Source organism: Flavobacterium sp. FlaQc-48 (assembly GCF_044007335.1).
In the GTDB taxonomy this organism is placed as follows: Bacteria; Bacteroidota; Bacteroidia; order Flavobacteriales; family Flavobacteriaceae; genus Flavobacterium.
The window spans coordinates 74,137-99,427 of record NZ_JBIPCR010000019.1 but is presented as its reverse complement, the minus strand read 5'-3'; the positions used below and the strand labels follow the sequence as shown (position 1 = coordinate 99,427).

Sequence of the window (25,291 nt, the reverse complement as noted above, 5' to 3'; positions counted from 1 at the left end):
TTTGTTTATTTTTTTGTTCCCCAGTTTTTATTGGGTTGTGGTCCCATCACAAAATGCAATGTTCCTCCTTTTACTATTTGCTGATGTGTGATTACGGTTTGATTGAATTCGGCCCCGTCTAATGTCACCGACTGGATATAAAAGTTTTTGTCTGAAACATTTTCTGCTTCAATTACAAAAGATTTTCCACCTTCGAGATTGATTTTTGCTTTTTCGAAAATAGGGCTTCCTATTTCATATTCTCCCGAAGCCGGGTTCATTGGATATAATCCCATGGAACTGAAAACATACCAAGCCGACATTTGTCCGCAGTCTTCGTTTCCGCTTAGACCGTTTGGTGTTGTATTGTATTGGGTATCTAAAATATGACGCACCCAATATTGGGTTCTCCAGGGTTGTCCTGCATGATTGAACATGTAGGCAATATGATGGCTTGGCTCGTTCCCGTGTGCATACTGACCAATTAAGCCTGAAATATCTGCTGAAACATTGCTTCCTGTAATCTCTGAACTTTCGGTAAATAACTGTTCTAAACGTTTTACGAAAATTTCATTACTTCCGTGTAATGCAATAAAATCTTCTACATTTTGAGGTACAAACCAGCTATGCTGCCAGGCATTTCCTTCGGTATAATCGGTATGTTCTCTGTGGTTGGAATGTTTTGGATCGAAAGGTTCATTCCACGATTTTCCATCTTCTGACTTTCCTCTCATGAATCCCGTTTTCGGATCAAATAAATATTGATAGGCTTTTGAACGCTTGAGGAAAAACTGATAATCTTCGTTTTTACCTAAAGCTTTTGCCATTTGTGCCATACACCAATCGTCGTAGGCATATTCTAAAGTAATTGTAACCGACTCGTCTAATAAATTAAAAGGAATGTAACCGAATTTTTTATAGAAATTCAATCCGCGCTCGTCCTGCATCATCGTAGTTTTCATGGCTGCATATGCTTTTTCGGCATCAAAACCTTTAATCCCTTTTAGATATGCATCTACAATTACGGGAATAGAATGATAACCCGTCATGGTATTCGTTTCATTTGCATAAAGTGTCCAGACCGGTAATATTTTTTTGGTATCGTAATACGCTAACATAGAGTTTACAATGTCTGAAGTTTTGTCCGGGGCTAATAAAGTCAATAGTGGATTTTCGGCTCTAAAAGTATCCCATAGTGATAAGGTCGAGTAAGCGGTATAATCTTTTGCTGTAACAATTTGATCATCCTCTTTTCTAAACTGACCATTTTTATCACTATAGGTTACAGGGGCAACTTGGGCGTGGAACATCGCGGTATAGAAAATTGTTTTTAATGAGTCTATTGGGGTTTCGACTTCAATTTTACTTAAAGCACTATTCCATACGCTGGCTGCCTTAGATTTTGTAGTATCGAAAGTTGACTTTTCATCGTCCAGATTGTCTTTGGCATTGGCTACACTTACAGAAGACAAAGCGACTTTTACAAATAATTCATTTGTATTATTGGATTTAAAAAATAATTGTGCTGAAGTATTTTCTCCATCGGCTTTATTTCCTGTAACTATTTGCTTATTAGCCAATAAAACGGACTCAGAAATGGGTTTTGAAAACTTAGCTACAAAAAATACTTTTTGATTTTTTGCCCAGCCAGTACTATAACGATAGCCGCTTATGGTATATTCGTCTTCAATTGTGATTCCGGTTTTTACCGTTTTATCCCAATTAATAGCAAAACCAAGATCGATAATTACGGATTGTGTATCATTCTTAGCAAAGGTGTATTTATGGAATGCAGTACGTTGTGATGAAGTTAATTCTACATTGATTTTAGGATCCTCAAGAAAAACTTGGTAAGAGCCCGGTGTTGCTTTTTCGTTAACATGATTGTATTTTGATTTATAAGGTAATTGATCGCGCGAAGTTGTTTTGATTGTTAAATCGAGTTTTTTATTGGCTGGCATGAAGAGAATATCTGCCAAATCGCCAATTCCGGTTCCGCTTAAGTGTAAATGACTAAAACCGGCCACGATAGAATCTGAATGATGGTATCCGGAACACCAATCCCAGCTTGAAACACCATTGTCAGGACTTACCTGAAGCATCCCAAACGGAACAGTTGCTCCCGGATACGTATGCCCGTGACCACCTGTGCCAATAAAAGGATCGACATGGTTAACAAAAAGTGTTTTTTGATCGTTATTTTTGTTTACATTTATTTTGCAACTTGCAGTCAAAATGACAAAAACAACCAATAGGGGAAAATTCTTCATATAAAACAATCTTAATTTAACCTTAAATTTATATAAAAGAGGTTTTTATTAAAACTAATTTAGACGGACGACACATAAACTAAGATAAACATCAAAAAAAGTCACAAAACATACTATTATTATGAATTTCAATTCCAGCAAACTTTATCGCATCCCGTTGCATTATCATATCCTATTTTGGCTTACTTACTTTTTATTTAACACATTTAGATGGGGAAGCTATTTTAATGATTACCTGTATTCATTAAAAACAAACTTATTGGGGTTTCCAATTCACATGACGTTATGTTATCTGAATATTTTAATCTTTATGCCCTATCTGGTGTATCGAAAAAAATATCTTTTGTATGTACTGGCAGTTTTATCGTCTCTTTTTATAATGGTTATTGTAAAATTTAATCTTACCTATTTATTAATTACACACAACGTTTGGCCTGAAGGACCAGAAACAATTGATAAACTGACGCTCAATTATACTATTGACATGATGATGGGCGAACTTTATGTAATTACTTTTGTAACAGCTATTAAGATTACACTGGACTTTTTGAAAGAACAAAAAAGAGTTACGGATCTTGAAAAATCTCAATTAGAAACGGAATTGCTTTTTCTGAAATCTCAAATTTCTCCGCATTTTTTCTTTAATACCCTCAATAATATTTATTCCCTGTCTGTAGAAAAATCAAACAAAACGCCCAAAATTGTTCTCAAACTTTCTGAACTAATGCGCTATATGTTATATGATACAAGAAGCAAAAGACAAACTTTAGAAAATGAGATTCTTTGTATCCAGAACTACCTGGATCTGGAACGCATTAGAAACGACGATCGGTTAGAGGTCAACATGTCTATTTCGGGAGATATTCACGATAAAGAGATTTCTCCTATTATATTATTAACATTTATCGAAAATGCTTTTAAACACGGGGTAAACAAAAACACCGGAAAAGTAGTCATTGATATTAACTTTAAAATAAAAGGTGATTATTTACATTTCACTATTTCTAATCCAACGCCAGAAATTACGCAACATGAGGACAATTTTAACAAGTCAAGTGGCATAGGTATAGATAATGTGAAAAAAAGATTAGAATTAGGTTATAATAAAAATGACTATAAGCTTTCATTTAAAAATAAAAAAGATATTTTTGTCGTAAAGCTTGTGATTAAAGTAACCTAACACGACTTTTCTTCGTATATAGATTTACCTGCTAACTTATTTCGCTCAAATAACTAAGATTATAGAAATGAAAATAAATTGTTTGATTATTGACGATGAGCCTTTGGCAATTAACGTAATTAAAAACTACTTAGAGCCAATTGAAAATTTTGAGCTAATAAATACTTTCAGTAATCCTATTGAAGGTTTAAATTTTCTAAAAAATAACAAGGTTGATGTTATTTTTCTGGATATTAATATGCCTGTTCTTGACGGAATTAATTTTATAAAGAGCCTGGAAAATCCGCCTATACTGGTCATTACAAGTGCATACAGTCAGTTTGCCATAGAGACTTACGAACTGGATGTTTTAGATTATCTAGTAAAACCTATCGAATTTCCGAGGTTAATGAAAACCCTGAATAAGATTAGCAAAAGACTTGAAAACAAAAACAACATTCCTCAGGAAAACAGCGCAGACAGCCCTTTTATATTCGTTAAAATTGACAAGAAAAGGATGAAGAAGATTTTCTTTAATGAAATCCTTGTTATTGAAAGTTTAAAGGATTATTTGAAAATAAACACTTTAACCGGTAAATATATTATTCACAGCACGTTATCAGACTTTACAGATTTACTTCCGGAGAGAAATTTTTTAAGAATACACAGATCGTATACGATTGCAATTGATAAGATTGATGCTGTTGAAGGAAACAGCATTGAAATTGAAGGTTTACGATATGTAATTGGAAGATCGTATATAGATCATGTAAAACAAAGAATTTTGAATTCTTCGATTTAAAAAATTGCTATAAAATTTATCACTAAACCCTCTTTCAAAGTTTAAACTTTGAAAGAGGGTTTTTAGCTAATACACCGTTTGTCATCATGAGGAATGACAAAGATTGTTGTTTTTCTGTACGGAGTTTCTTGTCTGATCCTTCGTTCCTCAGGATGACAAGAATGGGATGAAAATTGATTGTGGAATTACTGTGTGGAGTTTCTTGTGTGATCCTTCGTTCCTCAGGATGACAAGAATGGGATGAAAATTGATTGTCGAATCACTTTGCGAAGTTTCTTGTGTGATCCTTCGTTCCTCAGGATGACAAGAATGTGATGAAAATTGATTGTGGAATTACCGTGCGGAGTTTCTTGTGCGATCCTTCGTTCCTCAGGATGACAAGAATGTGATGAAAATTGATTGTCGAATCACTTTGCGGAGTTTCTTGTGTGATCCTTCGTTCGTCAGGATGACAAGAATGTGATGAAAATTGATTGTGGAATTACTGTGCGGAGCTTCTTGTGTGATCCTTCGTTCGTCAGGATGACAAGATTGCGGTTAAAGCTCAACTCTTAACATTTAACTTCTCCCTGTTAAAAACAAAAAAAATGCAGCCAACCACGGCTGCATTTTCAAAACTGGTAACTAACCAAATAAACCACATGAAATAGTTTATTATATTTTAAAAGATTATCTTAGAAAAAATAACGTTTAAATGCTTCGATAGCAGAGTAATCTGCCAAACCTAAAGCGTGATATTTTTCTGCTGTTAACCTGTTTCTGTCTTCTGCCCGTATCCAGAATTCCCTACTGTCATCGCCCTGGAACATTACACCATCTTTTTGAGACTGGTGGTAAAAAATAGCATGACGTTTTTTAAGAACCTGATCCGGACTCATCGGAACTGCCATTTCAATTTGGTACGTTTCCCATTCATGCCATGCTCCTCTGTACAGCCAAACCCAGCAATCATCCATAAAACTTTTGTGCTTCAATCGTTTTAAGGCTTCAAACAAACTGTCCAGACACACTTTATGCGTTCCGTGTGGATCTGCCAAATCCCCTGCTGCATAAATCTGATGTGGTTTTATCCTTTCGATAATATCACACATAATTTGTATATCAGCCTCTCCAAGGTTATTTTTCTTAACTGTTCCAGTTTCATAAAACGGTAAATCTAAAAAGTTAACATTTGAATCCGGTACCCCTAAATATCTGGTTGCCGCAACTGATTCACTTCTTCTAATCAATCCTTTTAATCTTCTAACCTCTAATGAATCAATATCATTTGCTTTTTTATTCTTTAAAAAATTAATGATATTTTCAGCTTCATCAGAATTTTTATTCAATGCCATCGAAATTTCGGCAAACTTTAAAGCTTCTTCATTCGAAACAGCTATATTTCCTGAGGTTTGATAGGCAATATGAACATCATGTCCCTGCTCTACCAATCGGTCAAAAGTTCCTCCCATCGAAATCACATCGTCATCCGGATGCGGACTAAAAATGATAATTCTCTTTTTCTCCGGAGTAGCACGTTCCGGCCTGTAAGTATCATCTGCATTTGGTTTTCCACCGGGCCATCCTGTGATGGTTTGTTGCATCTTATTGAACATTTTAATGTTCAAATGGTAAGCAGTTCCTTCTTCTGCCAAAACGCTCGACATTCCGTTATCGTTATAATCTTTGTCTGTCAGTTTCAGGAAAGGCTTTTTAGTCAATTCACTTAACCAGGCTACTGCTTTTAATTTTAATTCTTCAGTCCAGATTACCGATTTGACCAACCAGGGCGTTTTTACTCTCGTTAATTCCGATGAAGCTTCTGTATCTAAAACAAATGTTGTGTTGTTGTGCTGTTGTAAATATGTAGCCGGAACTCTCGATGAAATTTCGCCTTCGATGGTCTTTTTTATTATTTCTGCTTTGCTGATTCCCCATCCAAGAAGCACAATTCGTTTGGCATTTTTTACCGTACCAATTCCCATTGTAATGGCTTTTTTAGGCACATTATCAATTCCTAAAAAAGAAGAAGCAGCATCCTGACGTGTTAAATGATCCAGTGTAATGCTTCGTGTTGCTGAATTAACGTGAGATCCCGGTTCATTAAACCCGATATGCCCGGTTCTTCCAATTCCCAGAAGCTGAAAATCCAATCCTCCGTAAGCTTTAATTTTCATTTCGTAATCAATACAATATTGCTGCAGGTCTTCATTGCTGATATTTCCGTCAGGAATATTAATATTTTGAGGTAAAATATCGACATGATTAAAAAGATGCTCATGCATAAAGTACCAATAACTCTGAATGTTGTTTTTATCCATTGGATAATACTCATCTAAGTTGAAGGTTACTACGTTTGCAAAACTCAAACCTTCTTCTTTATGAAGTCTTACCAATTCTTCATATACTTTTACAGGTGAAGATCCTGTAGCCAGTCCTAAAATACATGGCTCGTTTAATTCTTCTTTTCTTTGAATTATATTGGCTATTTCCTGAGCTACTAAAATTGAAGCTTCCTGAGACGAATCGAAAATCACATTATGAATTTTCTCAAAACGGGTTTCTTCGAACTTTCCTGCTTCTTTGAAATTTATACTTTCTTTAATCATTTGCCTGCTGTTCTAATTATTTGATATAAAATTAAATATTAGACCATGGAAATAATCAAAAATTCGACTAATAACATGTAAACTTCGCTAGAAAACACAATTCGTAACTTTAAGAAAAAAGATCACAAATCAAAAGCTGTTTTACAATGTTTCAATTACATTTATTTCTGCAATAGAAACTGTCGCCCCCTTCGAAACTGCCGACTTAGCAACAAAACGAATATATCTCGCCTTATCTTTTTTAAATGTTTTTACCTGCTCGATCGGATTGTTTTTTATATTCGAAAATTCACCTTCAGACTGCAATGTCCATTTCACATTATCAAGGCTTGTATAAAATTCATAATTCGAAATCAAATTGAGGTTATTCCCCACTTGTTGCGGCACGTAGGTAAAACCATTTACAGTTAAAATGCTTCCCATATCGATTGTTATTTCCTGTGGAAGTTGATTCGCATCATTGCCAAAGCTCCAGTCTGTATTTGGATTTCCATCGATAATTCGGTTTGCCAAAGCCAAATCTCCGCTCGAAGCACTAAGTATTTTCCAGTTTTCTTTTGATGCGCCGTACTTTGCGGTTTTTACAGCACTGCTGATATTTTCAGACGCATCAATTGCAACCGCCTTTATGGTAACTGCTTTATTGTATTTGAATACTCCTTTATATAAAGTACTTTTTTTCGTTGGATTTTTTCCGTCAAGCGAATAATAAACAGGATTTTTATCTTCCGTTTTTATCGTTACATCTCCGTTTTTATCACGTTGAATTTCCGGCATACGCACAAACGTTGGTGCATTGTATGCCTGAATATTCGAAATTACAATACCCGCTTTTGAATCGGTAATATTGATTCTTAATGCTGATGCTTTGACCCTGTCGATTCTTAGAATTCGTTTGTAGCCAATAGTAGTTTCTGTTGCAACAGTTTTCCAGGTTCCATCTACTTTAAGCTCAACATTAAAGGCTTTAACACGTTGACCAAGCGCAATATATTCCTGAAGCAAAATACGATTTATAGCAGTCGGCTTACCAAATTCAAAAAGAATTGAGGCTGTTTTAACAGGATCATCTGTTGCCCAATAGGAGTTTTTATTTCCGTCAGAAACATTTTTTGCAGCAAATTCAGCACTATTCCCTCTAACATTATTGGCAGAAATTTTTGTTCCGGCTAATAATTCCGTTTTAAAATCGGCTTTTATTGTTGTTACCAATTCTTTTAATCTTGCCTCATCATTTTCATGAACCAAACCTCTTTTGTCTACCGGAAGATTCAATAATAAGGTCGCATTTCGTCCAATCGATTCGTAATAAATATCGACCATTTCATCCAGCGGGCGTACTTTATCATCTTCAACCGAATGATAAAACCATCCCGGTCTTATCGAAACATCGGCTTCGCCGGGAACCCATTTTTCTCCGTCTTCGTGACCGGACATGAATTCAGTATAATGCACTTTTCCTGCCAATTCATCTTTCTGGCGTAAAAGAGACCAGTTTGTTTTTCCTGCACGTCCTTCTTCATTTCCAATCCATCGGGCTTCTGAAGGTCCAACACCCCAAACCAAAGTTTTAGGGGCAATTTTATAAATCAATTTATAGGTTTCATCCCACTTGTAGTATTCCAGCGTATTAATTTTTCGGGTTTCATTTGCTCCGCCATAATAACCATCACCACCATTGGCACCATCAAACCACATTTCGAATACATCTCCGTAATTCGTCAATAATTCTTTTAGCTGATTTCTAAAATAGGTAACATATTCCGGTTTGCCATAATCTGCCCGGTTTCTGTCCCAGGGCGAAAGATACAGCCCCAATTTCAAACCGTATTCTTTACACGCTTCTGCGAGGTCTTTTACCAAATCGCCTTTACCCTGTTTCCATGGGGAATTTTTCACAGAACGTTCTGTATATGCCGATGGCCACAAACAAAATCCGTCATGGTGTTTGGCAACCAAAATAATCCCTTTCATTCCTGCAGCTTTTACAACACGTGCCCATTGACGAACATCTAAATGTGTCGGATTAAAAAGCTCCGGAGACTCATCGCCATAACCCCATTCTTTATTGGTAAATGTATTTAATGAGAAATGTACAAAGGCATAAAACTCCATTTCCTGCCAGTCGATTTGTTTTTGAGTTGGCAACGGACCAAATGGCGCAGGGGATTTTACCAATTCCTGAGAACAGACAGGTGTTATGATGCAAAAAAAACTCAGTATTAAAAAAATATTTTTCATTTGGAGATTAGCTACTATTTTGGTTGAAAGCGAATTAAAATATAAATTTAAAGTAAATGAAAATTTTATTTGCTGTTATTTCGACCAACAACATTTTTAAAAGAGTATAGGGATAATTATAAAGTCATAAAAAGATGCTTGTACATCTTTAGAACCCTATAAAACAAAAAGCGACTCCATTGAATCGCTTTTGACGGGAAACAGGTCCTGTAAAAACCAAACCTTTTAGCCCAGGTTTTAAATGAATAAAGACCGTCATCTCAGTCTTAACTCTTAATCCATAAATCTTAAGTCCTCTCTCTTCACTCCGCAAACTGGTCCAGCATATCAAAAGTAGGAACAAAGAAAAGAGTTCCGGTTTTGGCCGTACTAAAATCTAAAATCCTGTCATAATTGCCTATTGGAGAACCAACAAACATATTGGTCAGCATTTTTTGTATCGTAGTAAATGTACTGGCATACGCAATAAAATAAGTTCCCATTTCATTGGTAGACATACTTCCGAATGGCATATTGTCCCGTACAATTTTTAAGTCATCCCCCACATTGGCAAGTGCCGAATGGGAATTCGAAGGCTTTTCATCATCAGACATTTCGATATCATCCGCTTTTGACCTGCCAATTACTTTTTCCTGTTCCTCTACCGGCAAGGATTTCCAGGCGTTAAGATCGTGAAGGTATTTCTGGACAAATAAATAGCTTCCGCCTTTATACAAAGAGTCCTCATCTCCAATTATTCCAAAAAATTCCCGATCGCTGCCATGCGGATTTTCTGTACCGTCTACAAACCCCAAAATACTTCGGCTGTCCCAGTATCTAAATCCATGAATCTCTTCAATACTTTCCCCAATACCGGATAAGACCGCTGAAATAGCCGCAGCTGTATCAATACAAAAACTAAACTCTTTAGAGCGTATATGAAAATGCAAATCTCCGCTGGTAGCTACGGCCGTATGTTTAGATCCTGCAATAGGTTCAAATGACACTAGTTCTTTTGGAAGTGGTTTAGACAGGTTTAACCATAACCATGCTTCATAGCCAATTCCCATAACCACACTGGCCTTACAATCTGGAAAACGGGTATTCGCAGAATTATTAAGGTTAATAAGCAATGAGCAAAGTTTTTTAAAAGAATCGTTCAGGGAAACATCTTTCTTCAAATTCCAAACCATAAAAATGGTATTGTTGTTGGCATAATCTAATACATTTTGAGAATTAATACTCATAAATAAAATATTCTATAATTAGACGTAAATATCATTTCAGGATCAAAATTTAAAAGCCTTTTAACCTTTAACTTTTAAAATAATTATCGTTCTAAAGGTACAAAAAATGACCTCTGATTTTTCAGTAGTATCAGGTTCATTCTTTTTAAATGGCAGTACATTTTATATAACTGAGTAAAATCTAGTTCGAAGATTTTCAGACTTCTTCACTACCTTTTACAGACCTTAATGAAACAGAAGCGATTAGAATTTTAATTTGTATTTTCGCTTAGCTGAAACTACTTTGTTTTAAATTGATCGAATTTCTATTACCACGAAGATGAAGTGAAAATTTATAAAGCCGAAACAAAACTATATGAAACAACTGAAAATATTTATAGGATTACTTACGATATCAATTCTTGTTTCTTCCTGTTCAAGCGTTCTGAAAAGCACAAAAATTGATTATTTGACCACCAATTTTTGTCAGCCCACTATTGAATATGATTATTCTCAAATCGAAATTTCCAAAACGAATATAAAAAAAGAAGACAGTATTTTAAAGGCTAATTTGTCCCGACACGACATCCTGATTAGCAAAGCAATTGGTATTGAAACTTATCTGGCCGAGTATCTTCAGACCAAAAAAGACACTTTAAAAAGATTAGTTCTAAAACAAAAAATTACCGACCGCCTCCTGCTTACCAACATAGAAATAAATGCTCTGGCATCAGAATTAGATTGCAATGGCGAACGTATCAATAAATTAGCCGATTTTGTAGACGATATCAACAATAAAAGAACCAAAAACCTTACTGTAGCCTCTGTTACTTTAGGCGCATTGACTACTGTCGCAACTGTTTTAATAAAAAACAATAATGCAAGCAATTTAGCAGGCGTAAGTGGCGGATTGCTCAGTGCAGGATTGGGAGCATTGACTATTTCTCCAAAAGGCAAAAAAATTGACCTGAAACTTCAGAGAAACTTATTACGGAATATTTGGTACAATGACAATTCAAATCAAACATATCCTGACTCCATCTGGACAATCCTAAATGAAAAACAATTTAGCAATTCGGGAGAAAATGACTTACAGGAAAGCATAAAAAATAGGTGGTTACAATATAATTTTGACGGGAAAATAGATCCTGAAACCCAAAAACTCTTCTTTGATGAAGGCGGACTCTATACCGCAGACGATTTACATTCAAGAGCTAATATGCTAAATGAACTACAATCAACTATTCGTTCCCTTGAACAAGATTTAAAAAGTTTAGCCATAAGACTTAATGGGTTTTAATGCATAAAAATCCGTTACATTGTCCATCACATTCCAATTTAAATAAAAACCTTTTTCCTCCAGCAAGCTATCTGTAATTTTACCACCTAAGACTGTAAACCAATGAAAAAATTCTCCGTCACCAGTTCTATACTTTCCTCATCAGACATTGCCGGTTTTGTGCGCGAAAAATATGGATTGTCATCCAATACAACTTGCAGATTATTAAAAACCGGCATCAATCACACTTATCGTATTGATAGCGATAACGAGGTTTTTATTTTTAGGGTCTATAGTTACAATTGGCGAACGAAAGAAGAAATAACAGAAGAATTAAAACTGTTGCAACTCTTAAAACAAAATGACATTTCGGTTTCTTTCCCAATTGCAGATACATTAGATAATTTCATCAACCCTATAGAGGCACCGGAGGGCTTACGATATGCTGTTTTATTCTCTTTCGCAAAAGGACACAAAATTTTAAATTTCAGCAAGGATACTCATTTTGAAATTGGAATGTTAATGGCTAAAATCCACCATACAACAAAAGGAATGGAGCTCAAACGCATTACGTATTTACCTGAAATTTTACTAAACCAATCCCTTACCGCTATCCAATCTTTTCTTTCTGAAGAAACAGAAGAGATGCAATTTCTTATCGCCACACGACCTATTCTTGAAAAGGAATTGCTTAATGCAGACCATAGGCTTTTAAGAAAAGGAATTGTGCACTTGGATGTATGGTTCGACAATTTGAACATCTCTGACGAGAATAAAGTCACGCTATTTGATTTTGACTTTTGCGGAAACGGCTGGCTTTGCTTAGACATCGCGTACTACATTTTACAACTATACAGTACCGAAAAAGACGAAATTGAGCGTTCCGAAAAAATAAAAGCATTTTATAAAGGCTACGAAACCGTAGAAAAAATAAATGACGAAGAAAAACGCCTTATTCCGGTTTTGGGTGTATGCCTTTATTATTTTTACCTTGGAGTTCAATGCAGCAGGTTTGAAAACTGGTCTAATACTTTTTTGAATGAAGTCTACCTAAAGCGTTTTATTTCAGTTTTAATAAAGGGGTATTACGAAAAAACAAATTAACCTAAAACACGTTCAAAAATAAGCGTAAGGTAAAAATGCATGCAGCAGAAATTTAAGGCAAATTAGAAAATCCCCATATTTTCAGGTTTGATAGTAAATCCAATACGCACCATGCTTTTATGTTCCTGATAATCAATCAGACTTTCTGTATAACCTACAAACCACTGTAGTGTCAGGTAATAATTCTCACTTTTGTAAGGTCGCCAGTTTACCTGTGTCTGCAGGGATCCGTATCGAATAAGGCCACTTCCCTTTCTAAAAAGAATATCCGCACTCCATCGTCCCGGTTGTATCTGATAAGTTGCGCTCGCTTCACCATAGCCTACATACTGGGTAAGATAAGGATTGTCTTCTTTATCCACCAGCGGGATCCAGCCTCTTAACCCTACAATCCATCGTGGAGAAATCTGTGATTTTAAGGAAAAAGCAAGCATATTCCAGGTTCTCGAGTAAATAGAGTCCCTGCCATTTGATTCATGTTCTAAAGAGATTGTACCATACGTTAACCTTCCGCCTTTTAAATAAAATGGACGAACAATGGCCACACCAGGATTAAAATTAATTTCTGAAAACGGTTTTGAACTTGCGTAAATATCCCAAAACGCCTTTTGGGTATACATTAAATAGGGAAAAAAACCACCCCACAAAGGTTTTGAATTCAACCGCAGCTTAAAGCTTACCTGATACTTTACATCAGCGGTGTTACGGGTAATATCGGTATTGATTGGTACTCCGGTTAGAAAATAGTTGTCTTTGTGAACAGAAAAACTAGGTTCCTTCAACAGTGAGTCTGCTGCACGGAAATTCTTTTTAGCTTCTAAAATTTGCGCATTGGATTGGATTGAAAATAAAACCAAACACAGTAATAGGTATTTCAGGTACATTCTTATAATTTAAATTGAGGCTTGTTTTCTCAGCTTTTAGCTCTTTACAATAAATGTACATTATTTAAATGAATCAAATTAACGCAATAAAAACAACAGTTAACCCAATAAAAATAAGAATACAGCAATCAATCAAATAGTCGATTCATTTTTACATCAAAGTTTCTCAAAATCAAAACCTTAGCATAATAGTTAAAAAAAATCAAAACAAAAAGAATATTTGGTAAATGGTACAAAACAAAAAAGCCACTCGATTTGAGTGGCTTTTGATGTGAACGCAGAAGGATTCGAACCTTCGACCGTCCCGATTGGAAATCGGGATGCTCTATCCAGCTGATCATAACAAAAGATTACTTATAAGCTTTTCAACTCTGATTCTACTTTTCCATTTTTTCACTTCTAATTCTCTTTTATAAGCCAGTGGTTTAGTCTCAAATTCTTCAAAATAAACAACAATCCAATCCTTAGCCTTGCCAGTAAATCCAGAATGATTTGATAAATGTTTACGTAATCGTTCATCTAAACTCTCAGATGTATGACCAATGTAATATTGGTCAAGTGAATTTGAATATAAGATATAAAAGTAATTCATGATTTTTTCAATCTAGAGTAAAAAAAAAGCCACTCGATTTGAGTGGCTTTTGATGTGAACGCAGAAGGATTCGAACCTTCGACCGTCCCGATTGGAAATCGGGATGCTCTATCCAGCTGAGCTGTGTTACTAAAACCAATACAAAACAAAAAAGCCACTCGATTTGAGTGGCTTTTGATGTGAACGCAGAAGGATTCGAACCTTCGACCGCCTGCTTAGAAGGCAGGTGCTCTATCCAGCTGAGCTATGCGTCCATTTGTTTTAAAACTTTATGGCAAAGTTTTTGTCGGGGTGGCAGGATTCGAACCTGCGGCCTCCTGCTCCCAAAGCAGGCGCGATAACCGGGCTACGCTACACCCCGAAGGCAAATTTATTAAGCGGAGAGACAGGGACTCGAACCCTGGCGACGGTTACCCGTCGACAGATTAGCAATCTGCTCCATTACCGCTCTGGCACCTCTCCAAGCTCAAGAAACGTGTTCTGTTTTGCGGTTGCAAATTTAAGACAACATTATATATCTCACAACTATTTTGGCGCTTTTTTTCATCTTTTTTTCATCTTTTTTTTAAACGGCTTCACAATCAAACAAATAGAATTAACAAAAAATTGATATTAAATTTAAAATCCAATCGAATTGCCCCAAAATTTGAATTTATTCAAATAAAGAGTAAATTTGCTTGATTAACTAATATTAACAGAAAATGAACAAAAGAGTTGTTATCGTTTCTGCCGTTAGAACACCTATCGGAAGTTTCATGGGAGGTTTATCTACCGTACCCGCACCAAAATTAGGTGCTGCCGCTATTAAAGGCGCACTTCAAAAAATTAACCTTGACCCAAAATTAGTTGATGAAGTATTCATGGGAAATGTGGTACAAGCAGGAGTTGGACAAGCTCCGGCACGTCAGGCGGCACTTTTTGCCGGATTATCTGAAGAAGTTGCTGCTACAACCGTAAACAAAGTTTGCGCCTCAGGAATGAAAGCTGTAATGTTTGCTGCTCAGGCTATCGCTTGTGGTGATGCCGAAATCGTAGTCGCAGGCGGAATGGAAAACATGAGTTTGATTCCACATTACGTACAAATGCGTAACGGAACTAAATTTGGCCCCGCAACAATGCTTGACGGAATGCAAAAAGACGGTTTGACAGATGCTTACGATAACAACGCAATGGGAGTTTGCGCTGATTTATGTGCATCTGAATACAACATTAGCCGTGAAGAACAAGACAACTTTGCTATTCAATCCTATGAAAGAAGTGCAAAAGCCTGGGATGCCGGAAAATTCGACAACGAAATTGTTCCTGTAGAAGTTCCGCAAAGACGTGGCGAACCAATCATTGTTTCTAAAGATGAGGAATACACTAATGTAAAATTAGATAAAATCCCTTCATTAGCCGCTGTTTTCACAAAAGACGGAACGGTTACTGCCGCAAACGCCTCAACAATAAATGATGGAGCTGCTGCTTTAGTTTTAATGTCCGAAGAAAAAGCGATCTCATTAGGATTAAAGCCCCTGGCCTATATAAAAAGCTATGCCGATGCTGCCCAGGAACCAAAATGGTTTACAACCAGCCCTGCAAAAGCATTACCAAAAGCTTTAGAAAAAGCCGGAATTGCAATTGGCGATGTTGACTATTTCGAATTCAACGAAGCATTTGCTGTTGTTGGATTAGCCAATTCAAAAATCCTTGGTCTTGATAACGACAAAGTAAACGTAAATGGTGGTGCTGTTTCATTAGGACATCCTCTTGGATGCTCCGGAGCCAGAATCATTGTAACTTTACTGAATGTTTTAGAACAAAACAATGCCAAAACAGGAGCTGCTGCAATTTGCAACGGCGGTGGTGGTGCATCAGCAATTGTTATCGAAAGAGCTTAAATAATATAACATTAGGAGTTATTAAATTCGATAACTCCTAATTTTTCAAACTAATACATTACCCAAATGTTCGGAATTTGCAATCTAGCCATAGTACCCGTTCGATCTGAGCCAAGTGACAGAAGCGAAATCGTTACACAACTTTTGTTTGGCGAACACCTCGAGATTTTAGAACGCCAAAATCAATGGGCCCGAATAAGAATGCAATACGATGACTACGAAGGTTGGGTAGATTCAAAACAGTATCAGGTAATTTCAGAAGCAAATTACAATCAATTAAGTAATGAATCCATTATTCTTAATGCTGATTTAATCGATTATATTACTTCTTCAAATAATTTATTATTACCCATTCCGCTTGGTGCTTCTTTATCTTTTTTGAATAATAACGAAATTAATACTTCTAATTTTGATTTCGAAGGCACAAAAACTAGTGGCGTAAAACCTAAAAGCGCTTTAATCAATACCGCATTTATGTATTTGAACGCACCTTATCTTTGGGGCGGCAAAACCCCTTTTGGTATCGATTGTTCCGGTTTAACCCAAATGGTGTACAAACTAAACGGATACAAAATACACCGCGATGCCTCGCAACAAGCACTTGAAGGCGAACCCCTGAGTTTTATAGAAGAAAGCGAAGCCGGAGATTTAGCCTTTTTTGATAATGACGAAGGAAATATCATTCATGTAGGCATCATAATGGACAATAATTACATCATTCACGCCAGTGGAAAAGTCCGCATTGACCGTTTAGATCACTTAGGAATTTACAATCCTGAATTAAACAAACATACCCATAAATTACGTGTTATTAAAAAGATCATTTAATTTCAAACAATCTCTAAAACTTAGCTCTTGATAAATTTTTCATTATCTAAAACACATTTTCAAATCAATGAAGTTGCTATTCAATTTCCAATTGAGATTGCGATTTTAGAAAAAATCCTGGGAGATTATCGATTAAAAAAGAATAAACACAACCACATTTATACCTGGGATAATCACGGTATTATTGCATTTTCTAAAGAAGGAGTAAAAGCAGAAAATTTACTGCTCGATCTTAATTACGGCACTTATGATTTCTGCTCAAAACAGTCGTTTTCAGGAGAATTTGTTTTTGAAAATCAAAATCTATTTGAGCTTTATAAAACAAATAAAAAGCAACTTGTAAAACTTTTTAAAGGAGATGACAGCGGTGCTTTTATTCTCAATGGCATAAGCGTTTGGTTTAATAGAGAAAATGATAAGATAACAGCGATAGACATATCTGCATACGAGGAAAAGATTAAAAACCCACGCTTGCCTGTCGATAAAGAATTTAAACAATTAGAATCTTTATGGCAAGAATGGATTATTGAAATTAATAAAATTGTCACAGCAGATAACGATTACTACAATCTTACTGACGGAATTTCTGCTGAAGATTTAAAAGAACATTTCATTTTAGAAAATGAAATCACAATTCCGCCAGCGCTTCAAAATTTTTACAAGATTCAGAATGTTGAATATAATGCAGTAACTTCTGCATTTCAATTTTTGATCCGTGATTGGACGTATGATCTCATTCCGTTTGAAGACATTAAGGAAGAATGGAATGCGATACAAGATTTACAATTTGAGGAAGACGATCTTCCCGAACTAGAAATAGATTTCGAGAAAATCAAAACCAATAATTACGCAAATCCCAAATGGATACCGTTTGCAACCGGACGAAATGGCGATTATTTAGTATACGATACCGACCCGGCAGATAAAGGAAAATTTGGTCAAATCATAGAACTTCAAAACGAATCCTGGGAACGAAACATAGCTGCAGAATCCTTAGAAGAACTTTTAAAAAAAGAAATCAACAACCTAAAAACAGGTAAAACACAGCATTTCGATTTTATAACCGGCAAAGAAAATCAAGATTAAAAATCCGTTCAATCTAAAACAAAAAAATCCGCGATAATCCGTGTTTTCGCTTGCGAATCCGCGTCATCCGCGTGCCAACATCATGCACTAACACGTATCACTTTCCTAAACTCCGAAGTAAAATCCCCTCTTTGTGTTTTGTAAGTGAATTTGACTTTAATCAGATATTATTTTTTTTCTTGTCTATTAGGATAGGGATTTTCTAAGCTCGATTGTCTCCATATACTTTTATCAGATCTTTGTAGTGCTTTCAATAAATCGAAATCATTTCCAAGTTTATCTTTATAAAAATCAAATTTGTAATTTTTATCATTAAAATAAATATCCCCATCTGTCTCCTTCATTAAAAAATAAGCTACTCTATTTGCTATAATTTGGTTTTCAGATTTAACAATATAAATTAAAGGATTATCTTGTGCCTGATCTATCGAAAATCTTTCATTTTCATTTTCCCTACTTTCCATATCTAAGAAAGCCCAACTTCTGCTTGCAGGATTGTAACTATCTCCATCAGAATCAACATTATGATCATAATCCCATAAAAAATCAACGAAAAGTCTATAATCTGGAAGACTTGAATTTATTAGTACATTTATTTTATAATCACTTCTGCCCATATGTAAACAATTTATTAAACAGAAACAAAAGTGAGAATTTTACATCATTAAAACAATTAAGCACTAATTCTTATTACTTTTCGAAACTCCGAAGGACTATTCCCTCTCTGTTTCTTAAAAAACTTATTAAAGTGGCTTTCATCCGTAAAACCAAATTCATACGCAATTTCATTGATTCGTTTATCACTAAACTGCAAACGATGTTCAATCAGTTTCGTTTTATAATTGCTGATATATTGCTGCATGGTTTCATTCGCGTGTTTCTTGAAATAACGCCCTAAGTACGTATTCGAAATCCCAAAATATTCACTCAGCGATTCTGCTTTAATTCTCTCCGGATAATAAATATTGTTCTGGATGTATTGCAAAATATCCATCGCTTTCGCTTCACAGCCAATATTAACCTGCTCCGGCAAATATTTCGCAATATTTCTCGCCACAATAATAATTAAGGTATTCACCAATTGCTGAATCAGTTCTTTATTATACACATCCTTATCCTGACGTTCTCTAATAATGGCTTCAACCATTACTTTTACCAGACATTTATCTGCCTGATTCTTTAAAATACAACCCGGCTGATGATTCGCATTTTGCAGAATATATTCTAAACGCTGAATATTCTCATTCTGCAAACTCGAATTTTTCAAATAAATATCATTAAACCTCAAAAAGAAAAACTCTGTTTTGGTTTCAATGGTAAAATTATGGCAATCCTCAGGCGTCAATAAAAACATATGTCCGGCATCATATTCAAAAACATTTTTGTTGATACACTGTCTTCCCGTTCCGCCCAGAATATAAACCAGTTCAAAGAAATTATGACGATCTCCAACATCCGGATATTCATCCAGCGTTTCAAAGGAAACCGTAAAAGGCTCGTATAAGTTTTCTTTCTTCATCATGCTCTTTATTAATTCGGCTACAAATTTACATAAAAAAGACAAATATATACAACTTAACAGCCTTAAAAATGGTATAATTTTGCCAAACAATTTTTAAGCATTAAAATATAATATTATGGAATATAGAAAATTAGGCAATACAGAACTTGAATTATCAACTATTACATACGGAGCCTTTGCTATTGGCGGAAACATGTGGGGCGGAAACGAAAAGAAAGATTCCATCGATTCTATCCACGCTTCAATCGATCACGGCGTAACCACAATCGACACCGCTCCTTTCTACGGATTTGGCTTAAGCGAAGAAATGATTGGCGAAGCTTTAAAATCTCAAGATCGTTCAAAAGTACAATTGCTAACTAAATTTGGTTTGGTTTGGGACGGAAGCAACAACGGAAAAGGAGAATTCTTTTTTGATGCCGAAGACAACGGAAAGAAAATCCCGGTTTACAAATACGCGTCAAAAAGCAACATCATCAAAGAAGTTGAAGACAGCTTAAAACGCCTTCAAACCGATTATATTGATTTATTACAAATTCACTGGCCAGATGCCACTACACCAATAAGTGAAACAATGGAAGCGCTTGAAGCTTTAATTCAACAAGGAAAAATCAGAGCAGCCGGAGTAAGTAATTACAGTCTTTCTCAAATTATGGAAGCACAAAAAACAATTCAATTGGCATCTAATCAGGTTCCGTACAGCATGCTGAATCGTAGTATCGAAGCAGATGTTATTCCGTACACAACAGCAGAAAATATCGGAATCATCGCATACAGCCCAATGGAAAGAGGTTTACTAACCGGAAAATATTTTACAGACAGCAAGCTAAAAGACAACGATCACAGAAACGGATATTTTGGTCAGTTTGATCTTCAAAAAGTAAAAACTTTGGTCGAAGAACTGAGTTCTCTGGCGAATACAAAACACATGTCCATCTCTCAATTGGTATTGCGCTGGACTACTTTACAAAAAGGAATTACGATTGTTTTAGCGGGAGCACGAAACGCAGCACAAGCCATTTCAAACGCAAAAACTTTAGATTTTGACTTATCAGTTTCTGAATTAGATTTTATCAATCAGGCCATTTCGAAATTAAAATAATATTAAACGTAAAATATTTAAACACATAGAAACATAGCCAATAGAAATGAAAAAAGGCATTTCACTTGTTTAAACAAACATAGCCTGCACAATCTTGTCATTTCGGGGAACGAGGAATCGCACTCGGGATTCGACAAAGATTATCGTCATTCTTTATAGAGTTTTTATTGCGATTCCTCGTTCCCCGAAATGACAAACTTTGAGAACTATGTGTGAGAAACTAGTTTCTTTTTACCACCTTTTTCAAAAGCTAAAAAACCTATGTCTCTATGTGTTTAAAAAAAATCTCAAAAATTAAATAATACGAATTTGGGCGTGTCCCAAGGGCCGGGCTATCCGTTGCAATCTTTTATGCCGAACACCGGCATAAAAGGATTTTCACTCCTATCCCTCACGCAACCCAAATTCATAAGAACATAAAGAAAAATGAAGAAAATATTTATCATTAACGGAAGTCAAAATTTCGCTCATTCAGGCGGAAAATTCAACGAAACCGTTACCAATTGGACAATCGAATACTTAACCAACAGCAAGCAATTCGAAATCAAAACAACCGATATCAAACAAGAATTCGACTTAGACGAAGAAGTAGAAAAATTCGTTTGGGCTGACGTAATAATTTATCATACACCAGTTTGGTGGTTTCAGTTACCCAACTTATTCAAAAAATATATCGACGATGTTTTCACCGCCGGACACAACAAAGGAATTTACAAAAGCGACGGAAGAACCAGAACAAATCCGGATATTAATTACGGAACGGGCGGACAATTACACGGACGTAAATACATGTTAACCACAAGCTGGAATGCGCCTGCAACCGCTTTTACACTTCCGGGAGAATTCTTCGAAGAAACATCTGTAGACGACGGAGCTATGTTTGGCTTTCATAAAATGAATAAATTTACAGGAATGCAAAAACTGGATGGCTTTCATTTTCACGATGTCGAAAAAGGTGCAACCGCTGAAAACATTGACAGCTTTAAGAAAAACTATACCCAACATTTAGAACAAACCCTTAAAACTTTATAACTATGATCTCAATTACAGCGCTTTTTAAAAGCAAACCAGAAAATACAGAACAACTAAAGAGCAGACTAAACCATTTGGTTACCGAAACCCGAAAAGAAGCTGCCTGCATACGTTATGACCTTCATGCTGCTGATCATGTTTTCATTATCTGGGAAGAATGGAAAGATCAGGCAGGACTTGACATTCACAACAATCAGCCTTATTTACTTGATTTTATTGCCCAAAGCGAAAGTTTAGTCGCTTCACCTATTCAGGTTTATAAAACCGCACAAATACTATAATTTAAAAACAATGAAAGCACTCTTTACTAATACTTACGAATCTGAATTTGTAAGCACCGAAATAGAAAAACCAAGCCCAAAAAAAGGAGAAGTCTTAGTTAAAATACATGCCAGTGGCGTAAACCCGATCGACAACAAAATCCGAATTGGAGTTTCGCCTTATGCATCACCGGTATTGCCCGCTATTTTAGGAACAGACCTTGCCGGAGTTATTGAAGCAATTGGCGAAGATGTTACTAAATTCAAAGTTGGCGACGAAGTGTACGGACTTGCAGGAGGCGTTTTAGGCCTTCAGGGAACTCTGGCTGAATATACTGCTGTCGATGCCGATTTACTGGCCATAAAACCAAAAAACCTAAGTATGAAAGAAGCTGCGGGGATTCCGCTGGTATTACTTACCGCCTGGGAAGGTTTGATTGACAGAGCCAAAGTACAAAAAGGAGACAAAGTTTTGGTACATGCCGGAGCTGGTGGCGTTGGTCATATAGTGGTACAACTTGCCAAAATTTTTGGTGCGGAGGTTTACGCAACAGTTTCTCAACAAAAAGCATCTATTGTAAAATCGTACGAAGTAACCCCAATTGATAAAAATACCCCGGTTGAAGATTATGTTAATCAGTATACGGACGGAAAAGGCTTTGATATTATCTACGATACCCTTGGAGGACAATCTTTTGATGATTCCTTAAAAGCGATTCGTCATTACGGTCAAATTAGCAGTTGTTATGCTTTTGGAACCCATACACTGGCAACAAGTTCTCTGCGTTCTGCCAGTATTCATGGCATTTTTGTATTACATCCGGCCATAAGTGGCGAAGGAAGAAAACACCACAGCGATATTCTGACAGAAGCTGCAAAACTATTCGAAGAAGGAAAGTTAAAACCCCTTATTGACAACAGAACATTCACTTTAAACAATGCCATAGAAGCTCACAAAGCTGTAAGCGATGGTTCAGCTATTGGAAGAATTGTTGTGGATATTTATTAATCTTTTACATAAAAAAAGCTTTTAGAACTTATCCAAAAGCTTTTTTTTTAATCGTTTTTATTGTTGTCCGTAGATCGCTAATGATGCTTTTTCTAAGCTATTGGCATTTAGCATAAAACCTACTAAAGCAGAACTTGCATCTTTATCTAACGTTAATTTAGTCTTTAAAGCATACACAGTTATCAAATACAAATGACTTTGTCCAACAGGCGGACATGGCCCTAAATAACCAAATATTCCCGCATCATTAAGACCGTTAATCGCCTCTTTTGGTAAATTTTGCTGAGAAATATTTCCGGCATCTACAGGTAACATTCTTGTACCTGCCGGAATATTATAAACCACCCAATGCCAAAAACCACTTCCTGTTGGGGCATCTTTATCATACATTGTTACAGCAAAACTCTGTGTTCCTTGTGGGGCATTTTCCCAAAAAAGCTCCGGTGATTTATTCTCTCCATTACACCCAAACGTGTTACTGAAATTTTTACTCCTAAATTGTCCTCCTAAATCATTACTCTTCAATATAAAAGTTTGAGAAGAAAGCCAATTAAAAATCAATATCGCGACAATTGAAAATGTTATATTCTTCATATTTTTATTTTTTTTAAAATCTATCTAATACCGCCAAAAGCACCAAAACACATATTTTTGTGCAAAATCTCAACGCTGGTGAAACCTACTTTTTTCATCAAATCCAATTGATAATTCATTGATCTTGGTGTATCTTCTTTCTCCACATAATCCAAAACTTTCTTGCGGTATTCTGCACCACCAATTCCTTCTAAATAATCACCATAGCGCTGCCAGGTGTATTCGTTTAACAATTCGGTATCTTGTGTAATCAAATCCGAAATCATGAAACATCCTCCCGGTTTTAACAATTTGAATATTTTAGTAAAAGTCGTTTCCCAATCCTGATCATCACGCAAATGGTGCAAAACTGCCCCGGCCAAAATAATATCAAAATGATTCTCCGGTAAATCCAATTCCCGAATATCACCTTGCTTCACTTCTACCCTTCCATCAGTTTTGTTTGATACTCTTTCAAAAGCCCTATCCAACATTGGTAAACTCAAATCGACCAAAGTGCAATTCAAATTTGGGATCTTAGACAACATTTTCAAAGTATAATTTCCGGCTCCGCAGCCAATATCCAAAACATTTGAAGCATTCGGAACAATTCTTTTAGAAGCTTCTGTAATTAATTCTAAGGATATTGTCGCATCAATTGTGGCAACCTGCCCCGTTTCTAAATTCGAAAATCGTTCGACATCATTATCAAAACGTTCTCTGATTTCTTCAATAGTTGATTTTTTCATAGTTTTTGTTTTTTTTTCACGCAGATTTTAAAAAGATTAAAGCAGATTTAAAATGATATTCTATTTTGAAATCGGTACAATTAAAAATAATCTGCGTTAATCAGCTTAAATCTGCGTGAAACATTTTTTATCAAAACTACTACTTTGATATATACTTCAAAAATACTTATTTTGTCAATTATTAATACTTAATAGGTATTTATGGAATTACGTCATTTAAAATATTTTCTGGCTGTGGCCGAAGAATTAAACTTTACCAAAGCCGCGGAGAAACTATTTATCTCTCAACCTCCCTTGAGCCGGCAAATCATCGAACTCGAAGAAGAAATTCAGGCACGTTTATTCATCCGAAACAATAAAAAAGTTGAATTGACAGAAGCAGGAAAGTATTTTGAAAAAGAAGTACGAGAACTTTTTCAGCATTTGGAACGCATTTCTGTGAAAACAAAAAAATTTGCAGAGAATGTGTCCGGAGAATTCAGGATCGCCTACATCAGTTCTATCTATTCATCAGTCATTTCAGATTTGATTAAGCACCTGAAAAATCAATTCCCATATGTAAATTTCAAACTTTTTGAAGTCTCGACAACCAAGCAAATTGATGCTTTAGAGCAAGGCAAAATTGATCTGGGAATTATTCGTTCTCCCATAAAATCTCCTAAGATAAAATCGCAATTGTGGTTTCGGGACGGGTTTTCTGTCGTTTATAATAAAAATGCCACTCAAATTAATTCCGAGAAAGAAATTCCAAACCTGAAAGATGAAACTTTTGTGTTTTTCAATAAGGATTATGCACCTCATTATCATGAAGTTTTACTGGAACTGTGTGCCTTTTATGGCTTTACGCCAAAAGTCGTACACGAATCCAACAACATCAATTCGATTGTACAACTGGTAAAAAACGGCTTGGGAATTTCGATTGTTCCGTCGAATATCGCCAAAAACAATCAAGATTCACAAATTGGCTTTATCGAATTGAAAAAGGTCAATTTATTTACAGATGTTTCATTGATCACTTCAAAGGAAGACAATTCAGAAATTACAAAATCAGCCGTTGAATTTTTATTGCATTTTTCTAATAAATAAAAAAAAGCCATGACGATGGAAATCCGTAAAAGTTAATCACCAGAAGTATTTAAATTGCAAA

22 protein-coding genes and 3 tRNA genes are annotated in these 25,291 nt (G+C 35.6%); 12 read left to right on the top strand and 13 right to left on the bottom strand.

What is annotated here, in order from left to right; translation table 11 throughout:
• Nucleotides 1-5 precede the first annotated feature (5 nt).
• A complete protein-coding gene (locus ACHRWY_RS23060; RefSeq protein ID WP_395357737.1) occupies nucleotides 6-2,249 on the bottom strand; it encodes a GH92 family glycosyl hydrolase in 2,244 nt (747 codons plus the stop codon).
• A gap of 121 nt (nucleotides 2,250-2,370) precedes the next feature.
• On the opposite strand from ACHRWY_RS23060, the gene ACHRWY_RS23055 reads away from it, so the two are divergent.
• Nucleotides 2,371-3,429 (top strand): sensor histidine kinase, encoded by a 1,059-nt coding sequence (locus ACHRWY_RS23055; RefSeq protein ID WP_395357736.1) that lies wholly within the window; start codon nucleotides 2,371-2,373, stop codon nucleotides 3,427-3,429.
• Between the two features lie 67 nt (nucleotides 3,430-3,496).
• Nucleotides 3,497-4,210: a LytR/AlgR family response regulator transcription factor gene (locus ACHRWY_RS23050; protein WP_395357735.1), complete on the top strand. Its 714-nt coding sequence runs from the start codon at nucleotides 3,497-3,499 to the stop codon at nucleotides 4,208-4,210.
• A gap of 674 nt (nucleotides 4,211-4,884) precedes the next feature.
• On the opposite strand, the gene nagB is transcribed toward ACHRWY_RS23050, so the two are convergent.
• From nagB to ACHRWY_RS23035, 3 genes are all read right to left on the bottom strand, one after another.
• Complete coding sequence (nagB, locus tag ACHRWY_RS23045; protein ID WP_395357734.1) at nucleotides 4,885-6,798, bottom strand: glucosamine-6-phosphate deaminase; 1,914 nt, start codon at nucleotides 6,796-6,798, stop codon at nucleotides 4,885-4,887.
• Between the two features lie 141 nt (nucleotides 6,799-6,939).
• Entirely contained in the window at nucleotides 6,940-9,039 is a 2,100-nt protein-coding gene (locus tag ACHRWY_RS23040; RefSeq protein WP_395357733.1) for an alpha-L-fucosidase, read from the bottom strand.
• A 302-nt stretch (nucleotides 9,040-9,341) separates the two neighbouring features.
• Nucleotides 9,342-10,259: a Dyp-type peroxidase gene (locus tag ACHRWY_RS23035; protein ID WP_395357756.1), complete on the bottom strand. Its 918-nt coding sequence runs from the start codon at nucleotides 10,257-10,259 to the stop codon at nucleotides 9,342-9,344.
• Nucleotides 10,260-10,620: 361 nt separating this feature from the next.
• Here ACHRWY_RS23035 and ACHRWY_RS23030 point away from each other — a divergent pair, with 361 nt between their 5' ends.
• Nucleotides 10,621-11,544 carry a hypothetical protein gene (locus ACHRWY_RS23030; RefSeq protein ID WP_395357732.1) on the top strand — a complete coding sequence of 308 codons (924 nt, stop codon included), beginning with the start codon at nucleotides 10,621-10,623 and terminating at the stop codon, nucleotides 11,542-11,544.
• Nucleotides 11,545-11,646: 102 nt separating this feature from the next.
• Entirely contained in the window at nucleotides 11,647-12,627 is a 981-nt protein-coding gene (locus ACHRWY_RS23025; protein ID WP_395357731.1) for a phosphotransferase enzyme family protein, read from the top strand.
• Between the two features lie 62 nt (nucleotides 12,628-12,689).
• On the opposite strand, the gene ACHRWY_RS23020 is transcribed toward ACHRWY_RS23025, so the two are convergent.
• The 5 genes from ACHRWY_RS23020 to ACHRWY_RS23000 all read right to left on the bottom strand — a co-directional run bounded on the left by ACHRWY_RS23020 (nucleotide 12,690) and on the right by ACHRWY_RS23000 (nucleotide 14,565).
• Nucleotides 12,690-13,511: a phospholipase A gene (locus ACHRWY_RS23020; RefSeq protein WP_395357730.1), complete on the bottom strand. Its 822-nt coding sequence runs from the start codon at nucleotides 13,509-13,511 to the stop codon at nucleotides 12,690-12,692.
• 337 nt (nucleotides 13,512-13,848) lie between these two features.
• The gene (locus ACHRWY_RS23015; protein ID WP_395357729.1) at nucleotides 13,849-14,103 is read right to left on the bottom strand and encodes a GIY-YIG nuclease family protein; all 255 of its coding nucleotides are present in this window, start codon (nucleotides 14,101-14,103) and stop codon (nucleotides 13,849-13,851) included.
• A 180-nt stretch (nucleotides 14,104-14,283) separates the two neighbouring features.
• Nucleotides 14,284-14,357 (bottom strand) — tRNA-Arg (locus ACHRWY_RS23010).
• A 32-nt stretch (nucleotides 14,358-14,389) separates the two neighbouring features.
• Nucleotides 14,390-14,464: transfer RNA gene (locus tag ACHRWY_RS23005), tRNA-Pro, on the bottom strand.
• A gap of 17 nt (nucleotides 14,465-14,481) precedes the next feature.
• A tRNA-Ser gene (locus tag ACHRWY_RS23000) sits at nucleotides 14,482-14,565 on the bottom strand.
• Nucleotides 14,566-14,804: 239 nt separating this feature from the next.
• On the opposite strand from ACHRWY_RS23000, the gene ACHRWY_RS22995 reads away from it, so the two are divergent.
• From ACHRWY_RS22995 to ACHRWY_RS22985, 3 genes are all read left to right on the top strand, one after another.
• Nucleotides 14,805-15,983 (top strand): acetyl-CoA C-acyltransferase, encoded by a 1,179-nt coding sequence (locus ACHRWY_RS22995; protein ID WP_395357728.1) that lies wholly within the window; start codon nucleotides 14,805-14,807, stop codon nucleotides 15,981-15,983.
• Between the two features lie 66 nt (nucleotides 15,984-16,049).
• On the top strand, nucleotides 16,050-16,811 hold the full coding sequence (locus tag ACHRWY_RS22990; RefSeq protein WP_395357727.1) for an NlpC/P60 family protein: 762 nt from the start codon (nucleotides 16,050-16,052) through the stop codon (nucleotides 16,809-16,811).
• A 27-nt stretch (nucleotides 16,812-16,838) separates the two neighbouring features.
• A complete protein-coding gene (locus tag ACHRWY_RS22985) occupies nucleotides 16,839-17,897 on the top strand; it encodes an SMI1/KNR4 family protein (protein ID WP_395357726.1) in 1,059 nt (352 codons plus the stop codon).
• Between the two features lie 167 nt (nucleotides 17,898-18,064).
• Here ACHRWY_RS22985 and ACHRWY_RS22980 read toward each other — a convergent pair whose 3' ends face one another.
• Both ACHRWY_RS22980 and ACHRWY_RS22975 read right to left on the bottom strand, forming a co-directional pair.
• Nucleotides 18,065-18,514 (bottom strand): hypothetical protein, encoded by a 450-nt coding sequence (locus ACHRWY_RS22980; RefSeq protein WP_395357725.1) that lies wholly within the window; start codon nucleotides 18,512-18,514, stop codon nucleotides 18,065-18,067.
• A gap of 56 nt (nucleotides 18,515-18,570) precedes the next feature.
• Nucleotides 18,571-19,419, bottom strand: coding sequence for an AraC family transcriptional regulator (locus ACHRWY_RS22975; RefSeq protein WP_395357724.1), 849 nt, complete (start codon nucleotides 19,417-19,419; stop codon nucleotides 18,571-18,573).
• 115 nt (nucleotides 19,420-19,534) lie between these two features.
• On the opposite strand from ACHRWY_RS22975, the gene ACHRWY_RS22970 reads away from it, so the two are divergent.
• The 4 genes from ACHRWY_RS22970 (at nucleotide 19,535) to ACHRWY_RS22955 (ending at nucleotide 22,822) form a co-directional block, all read left to right on the top strand.
• Nucleotides 19,535-20,521 (top strand): aldo/keto reductase, encoded by a 987-nt coding sequence (locus ACHRWY_RS22970; RefSeq protein WP_395357723.1) that lies wholly within the window; start codon nucleotides 19,535-19,537, stop codon nucleotides 20,519-20,521.
• Nucleotides 20,522-20,947: 426 nt separating this feature from the next.
• Nucleotides 20,948-21,553: an NAD(P)H-dependent oxidoreductase gene (locus tag ACHRWY_RS22965; protein ID WP_395357722.1), complete on the top strand. Its 606-nt coding sequence runs from the start codon at nucleotides 20,948-20,950 to the stop codon at nucleotides 21,551-21,553.
• Nucleotides 21,554-21,555: 2 nt separating this feature from the next.
• Nucleotides 21,556-21,834: a putative quinol monooxygenase gene (locus ACHRWY_RS22960; RefSeq protein ID WP_395357721.1), complete on the top strand. Its 279-nt coding sequence runs from the start codon at nucleotides 21,556-21,558 to the stop codon at nucleotides 21,832-21,834.
• A gap of 10 nt (nucleotides 21,835-21,844) precedes the next feature.
• On the top strand, nucleotides 21,845-22,822 hold the full coding sequence (locus tag ACHRWY_RS22955; RefSeq protein ID WP_395357720.1) for a zinc-dependent alcohol dehydrogenase family protein: 978 nt from the start codon (nucleotides 21,845-21,847) through the stop codon (nucleotides 22,820-22,822).
• Nucleotides 22,823-22,879: 57 nt separating this feature from the next.
• On the opposite strand, the gene ACHRWY_RS22950 is transcribed toward ACHRWY_RS22955, so the two are convergent.
• A complete protein-coding gene (locus ACHRWY_RS22950) occupies nucleotides 22,880-23,416 on the bottom strand; it encodes a YbhB/YbcL family Raf kinase inhibitor-like protein (RefSeq protein WP_395357719.1) in 537 nt (178 codons plus the stop codon).
• A gap of 20 nt (nucleotides 23,417-23,436) precedes the next feature.
• A complete protein-coding gene (locus ACHRWY_RS22945; protein WP_395357718.1) occupies nucleotides 23,437-24,144 on the bottom strand; it encodes a class I SAM-dependent methyltransferase in 708 nt (235 codons plus the stop codon).
• Nucleotides 24,145-24,345: 201 nt separating this feature from the next.
• Here ACHRWY_RS22945 and ACHRWY_RS22940 point away from each other — a divergent pair, with 201 nt between their 5' ends.
• On the top strand, nucleotides 24,346-25,230 hold the full coding sequence (locus ACHRWY_RS22940; protein WP_395357717.1) for a LysR family transcriptional regulator: 885 nt from the start codon (nucleotides 24,346-24,348) through the stop codon (nucleotides 25,228-25,230).
• Nucleotides 25,231-25,291 lie beyond the last annotated feature (61 nt).

Bases quoted from the DNA above. Each gene is read 5' to 3' on its own strand.
- ACHRWY_RS23060 (WP_395357737.1), bottom strand. From the start codon at position 2,249: ATGAAGAATTTTCCCCTATTGGTTGTTTTTGTCATTTTGACTGCAAGT.
- ACHRWY_RS23055 (WP_395357736.1), top strand. From the start codon at position 2,371: ATGAATTTCAATTCCAGCAAACTTTATCGCATCCCGTTGCATTATCAT.
- ACHRWY_RS23050 (WP_395357735.1), top strand. From the start codon at position 3,497: ATGAAAATAAATTGTTTGATTATTGACGATGAGCCTTTGGCAATTAAC.
- nagB (WP_395357734.1), bottom strand. From the start codon at position 6,798: ATGATTAAAGAAAGTATAAATTTCAAAGAAGCAGGAAAGTTCGAAGAA.
- ACHRWY_RS23040 (WP_395357733.1), bottom strand. From the start codon at position 9,039: ATGAAAAATATTTTTTTAATACTGAGTTTTTTTTGCATCATAACACCT.
- ACHRWY_RS23030 (WP_395357732.1), top strand. From the start codon at position 10,621: ATGAAACAACTGAAAATATTTATAGGATTACTTACGATATCAATTCTT.
- ACHRWY_RS23025 (WP_395357731.1), top strand. From the start codon at position 11,647: ATGAAAAAATTCTCCGTCACCAGTTCTATACTTTCCTCATCAGACATT.
- ACHRWY_RS23020 (WP_395357730.1), bottom strand. From the start codon at position 13,511: ATGTACCTGAAATACCTATTACTGTGTTTGGTTTTATTTTCAATCCAA.
- ACHRWY_RS23015 (WP_395357729.1), bottom strand. From the start codon at position 14,103: ATGAATTACTTTTATATCTTATATTCAAATTCACTTGACCAATATTAC.
- ACHRWY_RS22995 (WP_395357728.1), top strand. From the start codon at position 14,805: ATGAACAAAAGAGTTGTTATCGTTTCTGCCGTTAGAACACCTATCGGA.
- ACHRWY_RS22990 (WP_395357727.1), top strand. From the start codon at position 16,050: ATGTTCGGAATTTGCAATCTAGCCATAGTACCCGTTCGATCTGAGCCA.
- ACHRWY_RS22980 (WP_395357725.1), bottom strand. From the start codon at position 18,514: ATGGGCAGAAGTGATTATAAAATAAATGTACTAATAAATTCAAGTCTT.
- ACHRWY_RS22975 (WP_395357724.1), bottom strand. From the start codon at position 19,419: ATGATGAAGAAAGAAAACTTATACGAGCCTTTTACGGTTTCCTTTGAA.
- ACHRWY_RS22970 (WP_395357723.1), top strand. From the start codon at position 19,535: ATGGAATATAGAAAATTAGGCAATACAGAACTTGAATTATCAACTATT.
- ACHRWY_RS22965 (WP_395357722.1), top strand. From the start codon at position 20,948: ATGAAGAAAATATTTATCATTAACGGAAGTCAAAATTTCGCTCATTCA.
- ACHRWY_RS22960 (WP_395357721.1), top strand. From the start codon at position 21,556: ATGATCTCAATTACAGCGCTTTTTAAAAGCAAACCAGAAAATACAGAA.
- ACHRWY_RS22955 (WP_395357720.1), top strand. From the start codon at position 21,845: ATGAAAGCACTCTTTACTAATACTTACGAATCTGAATTTGTAAGCACC.
- ACHRWY_RS22950 (WP_395357719.1), bottom strand. From the start codon at position 23,416: ATGAAGAATATAACATTTTCAATTGTCGCGATATTGATTTTTAATTGG.
- ACHRWY_RS22945 (WP_395357718.1), bottom strand. From the start codon at position 24,144: ATGAAAAAATCAACTATTGAAGAAATCAGAGAACGTTTTGATAATGAT.
- ACHRWY_RS22940 (WP_395357717.1), top strand. From the start codon at position 24,346: ATGGAATTACGTCATTTAAAATATTTTCTGGCTGTGGCCGAAGAATTA.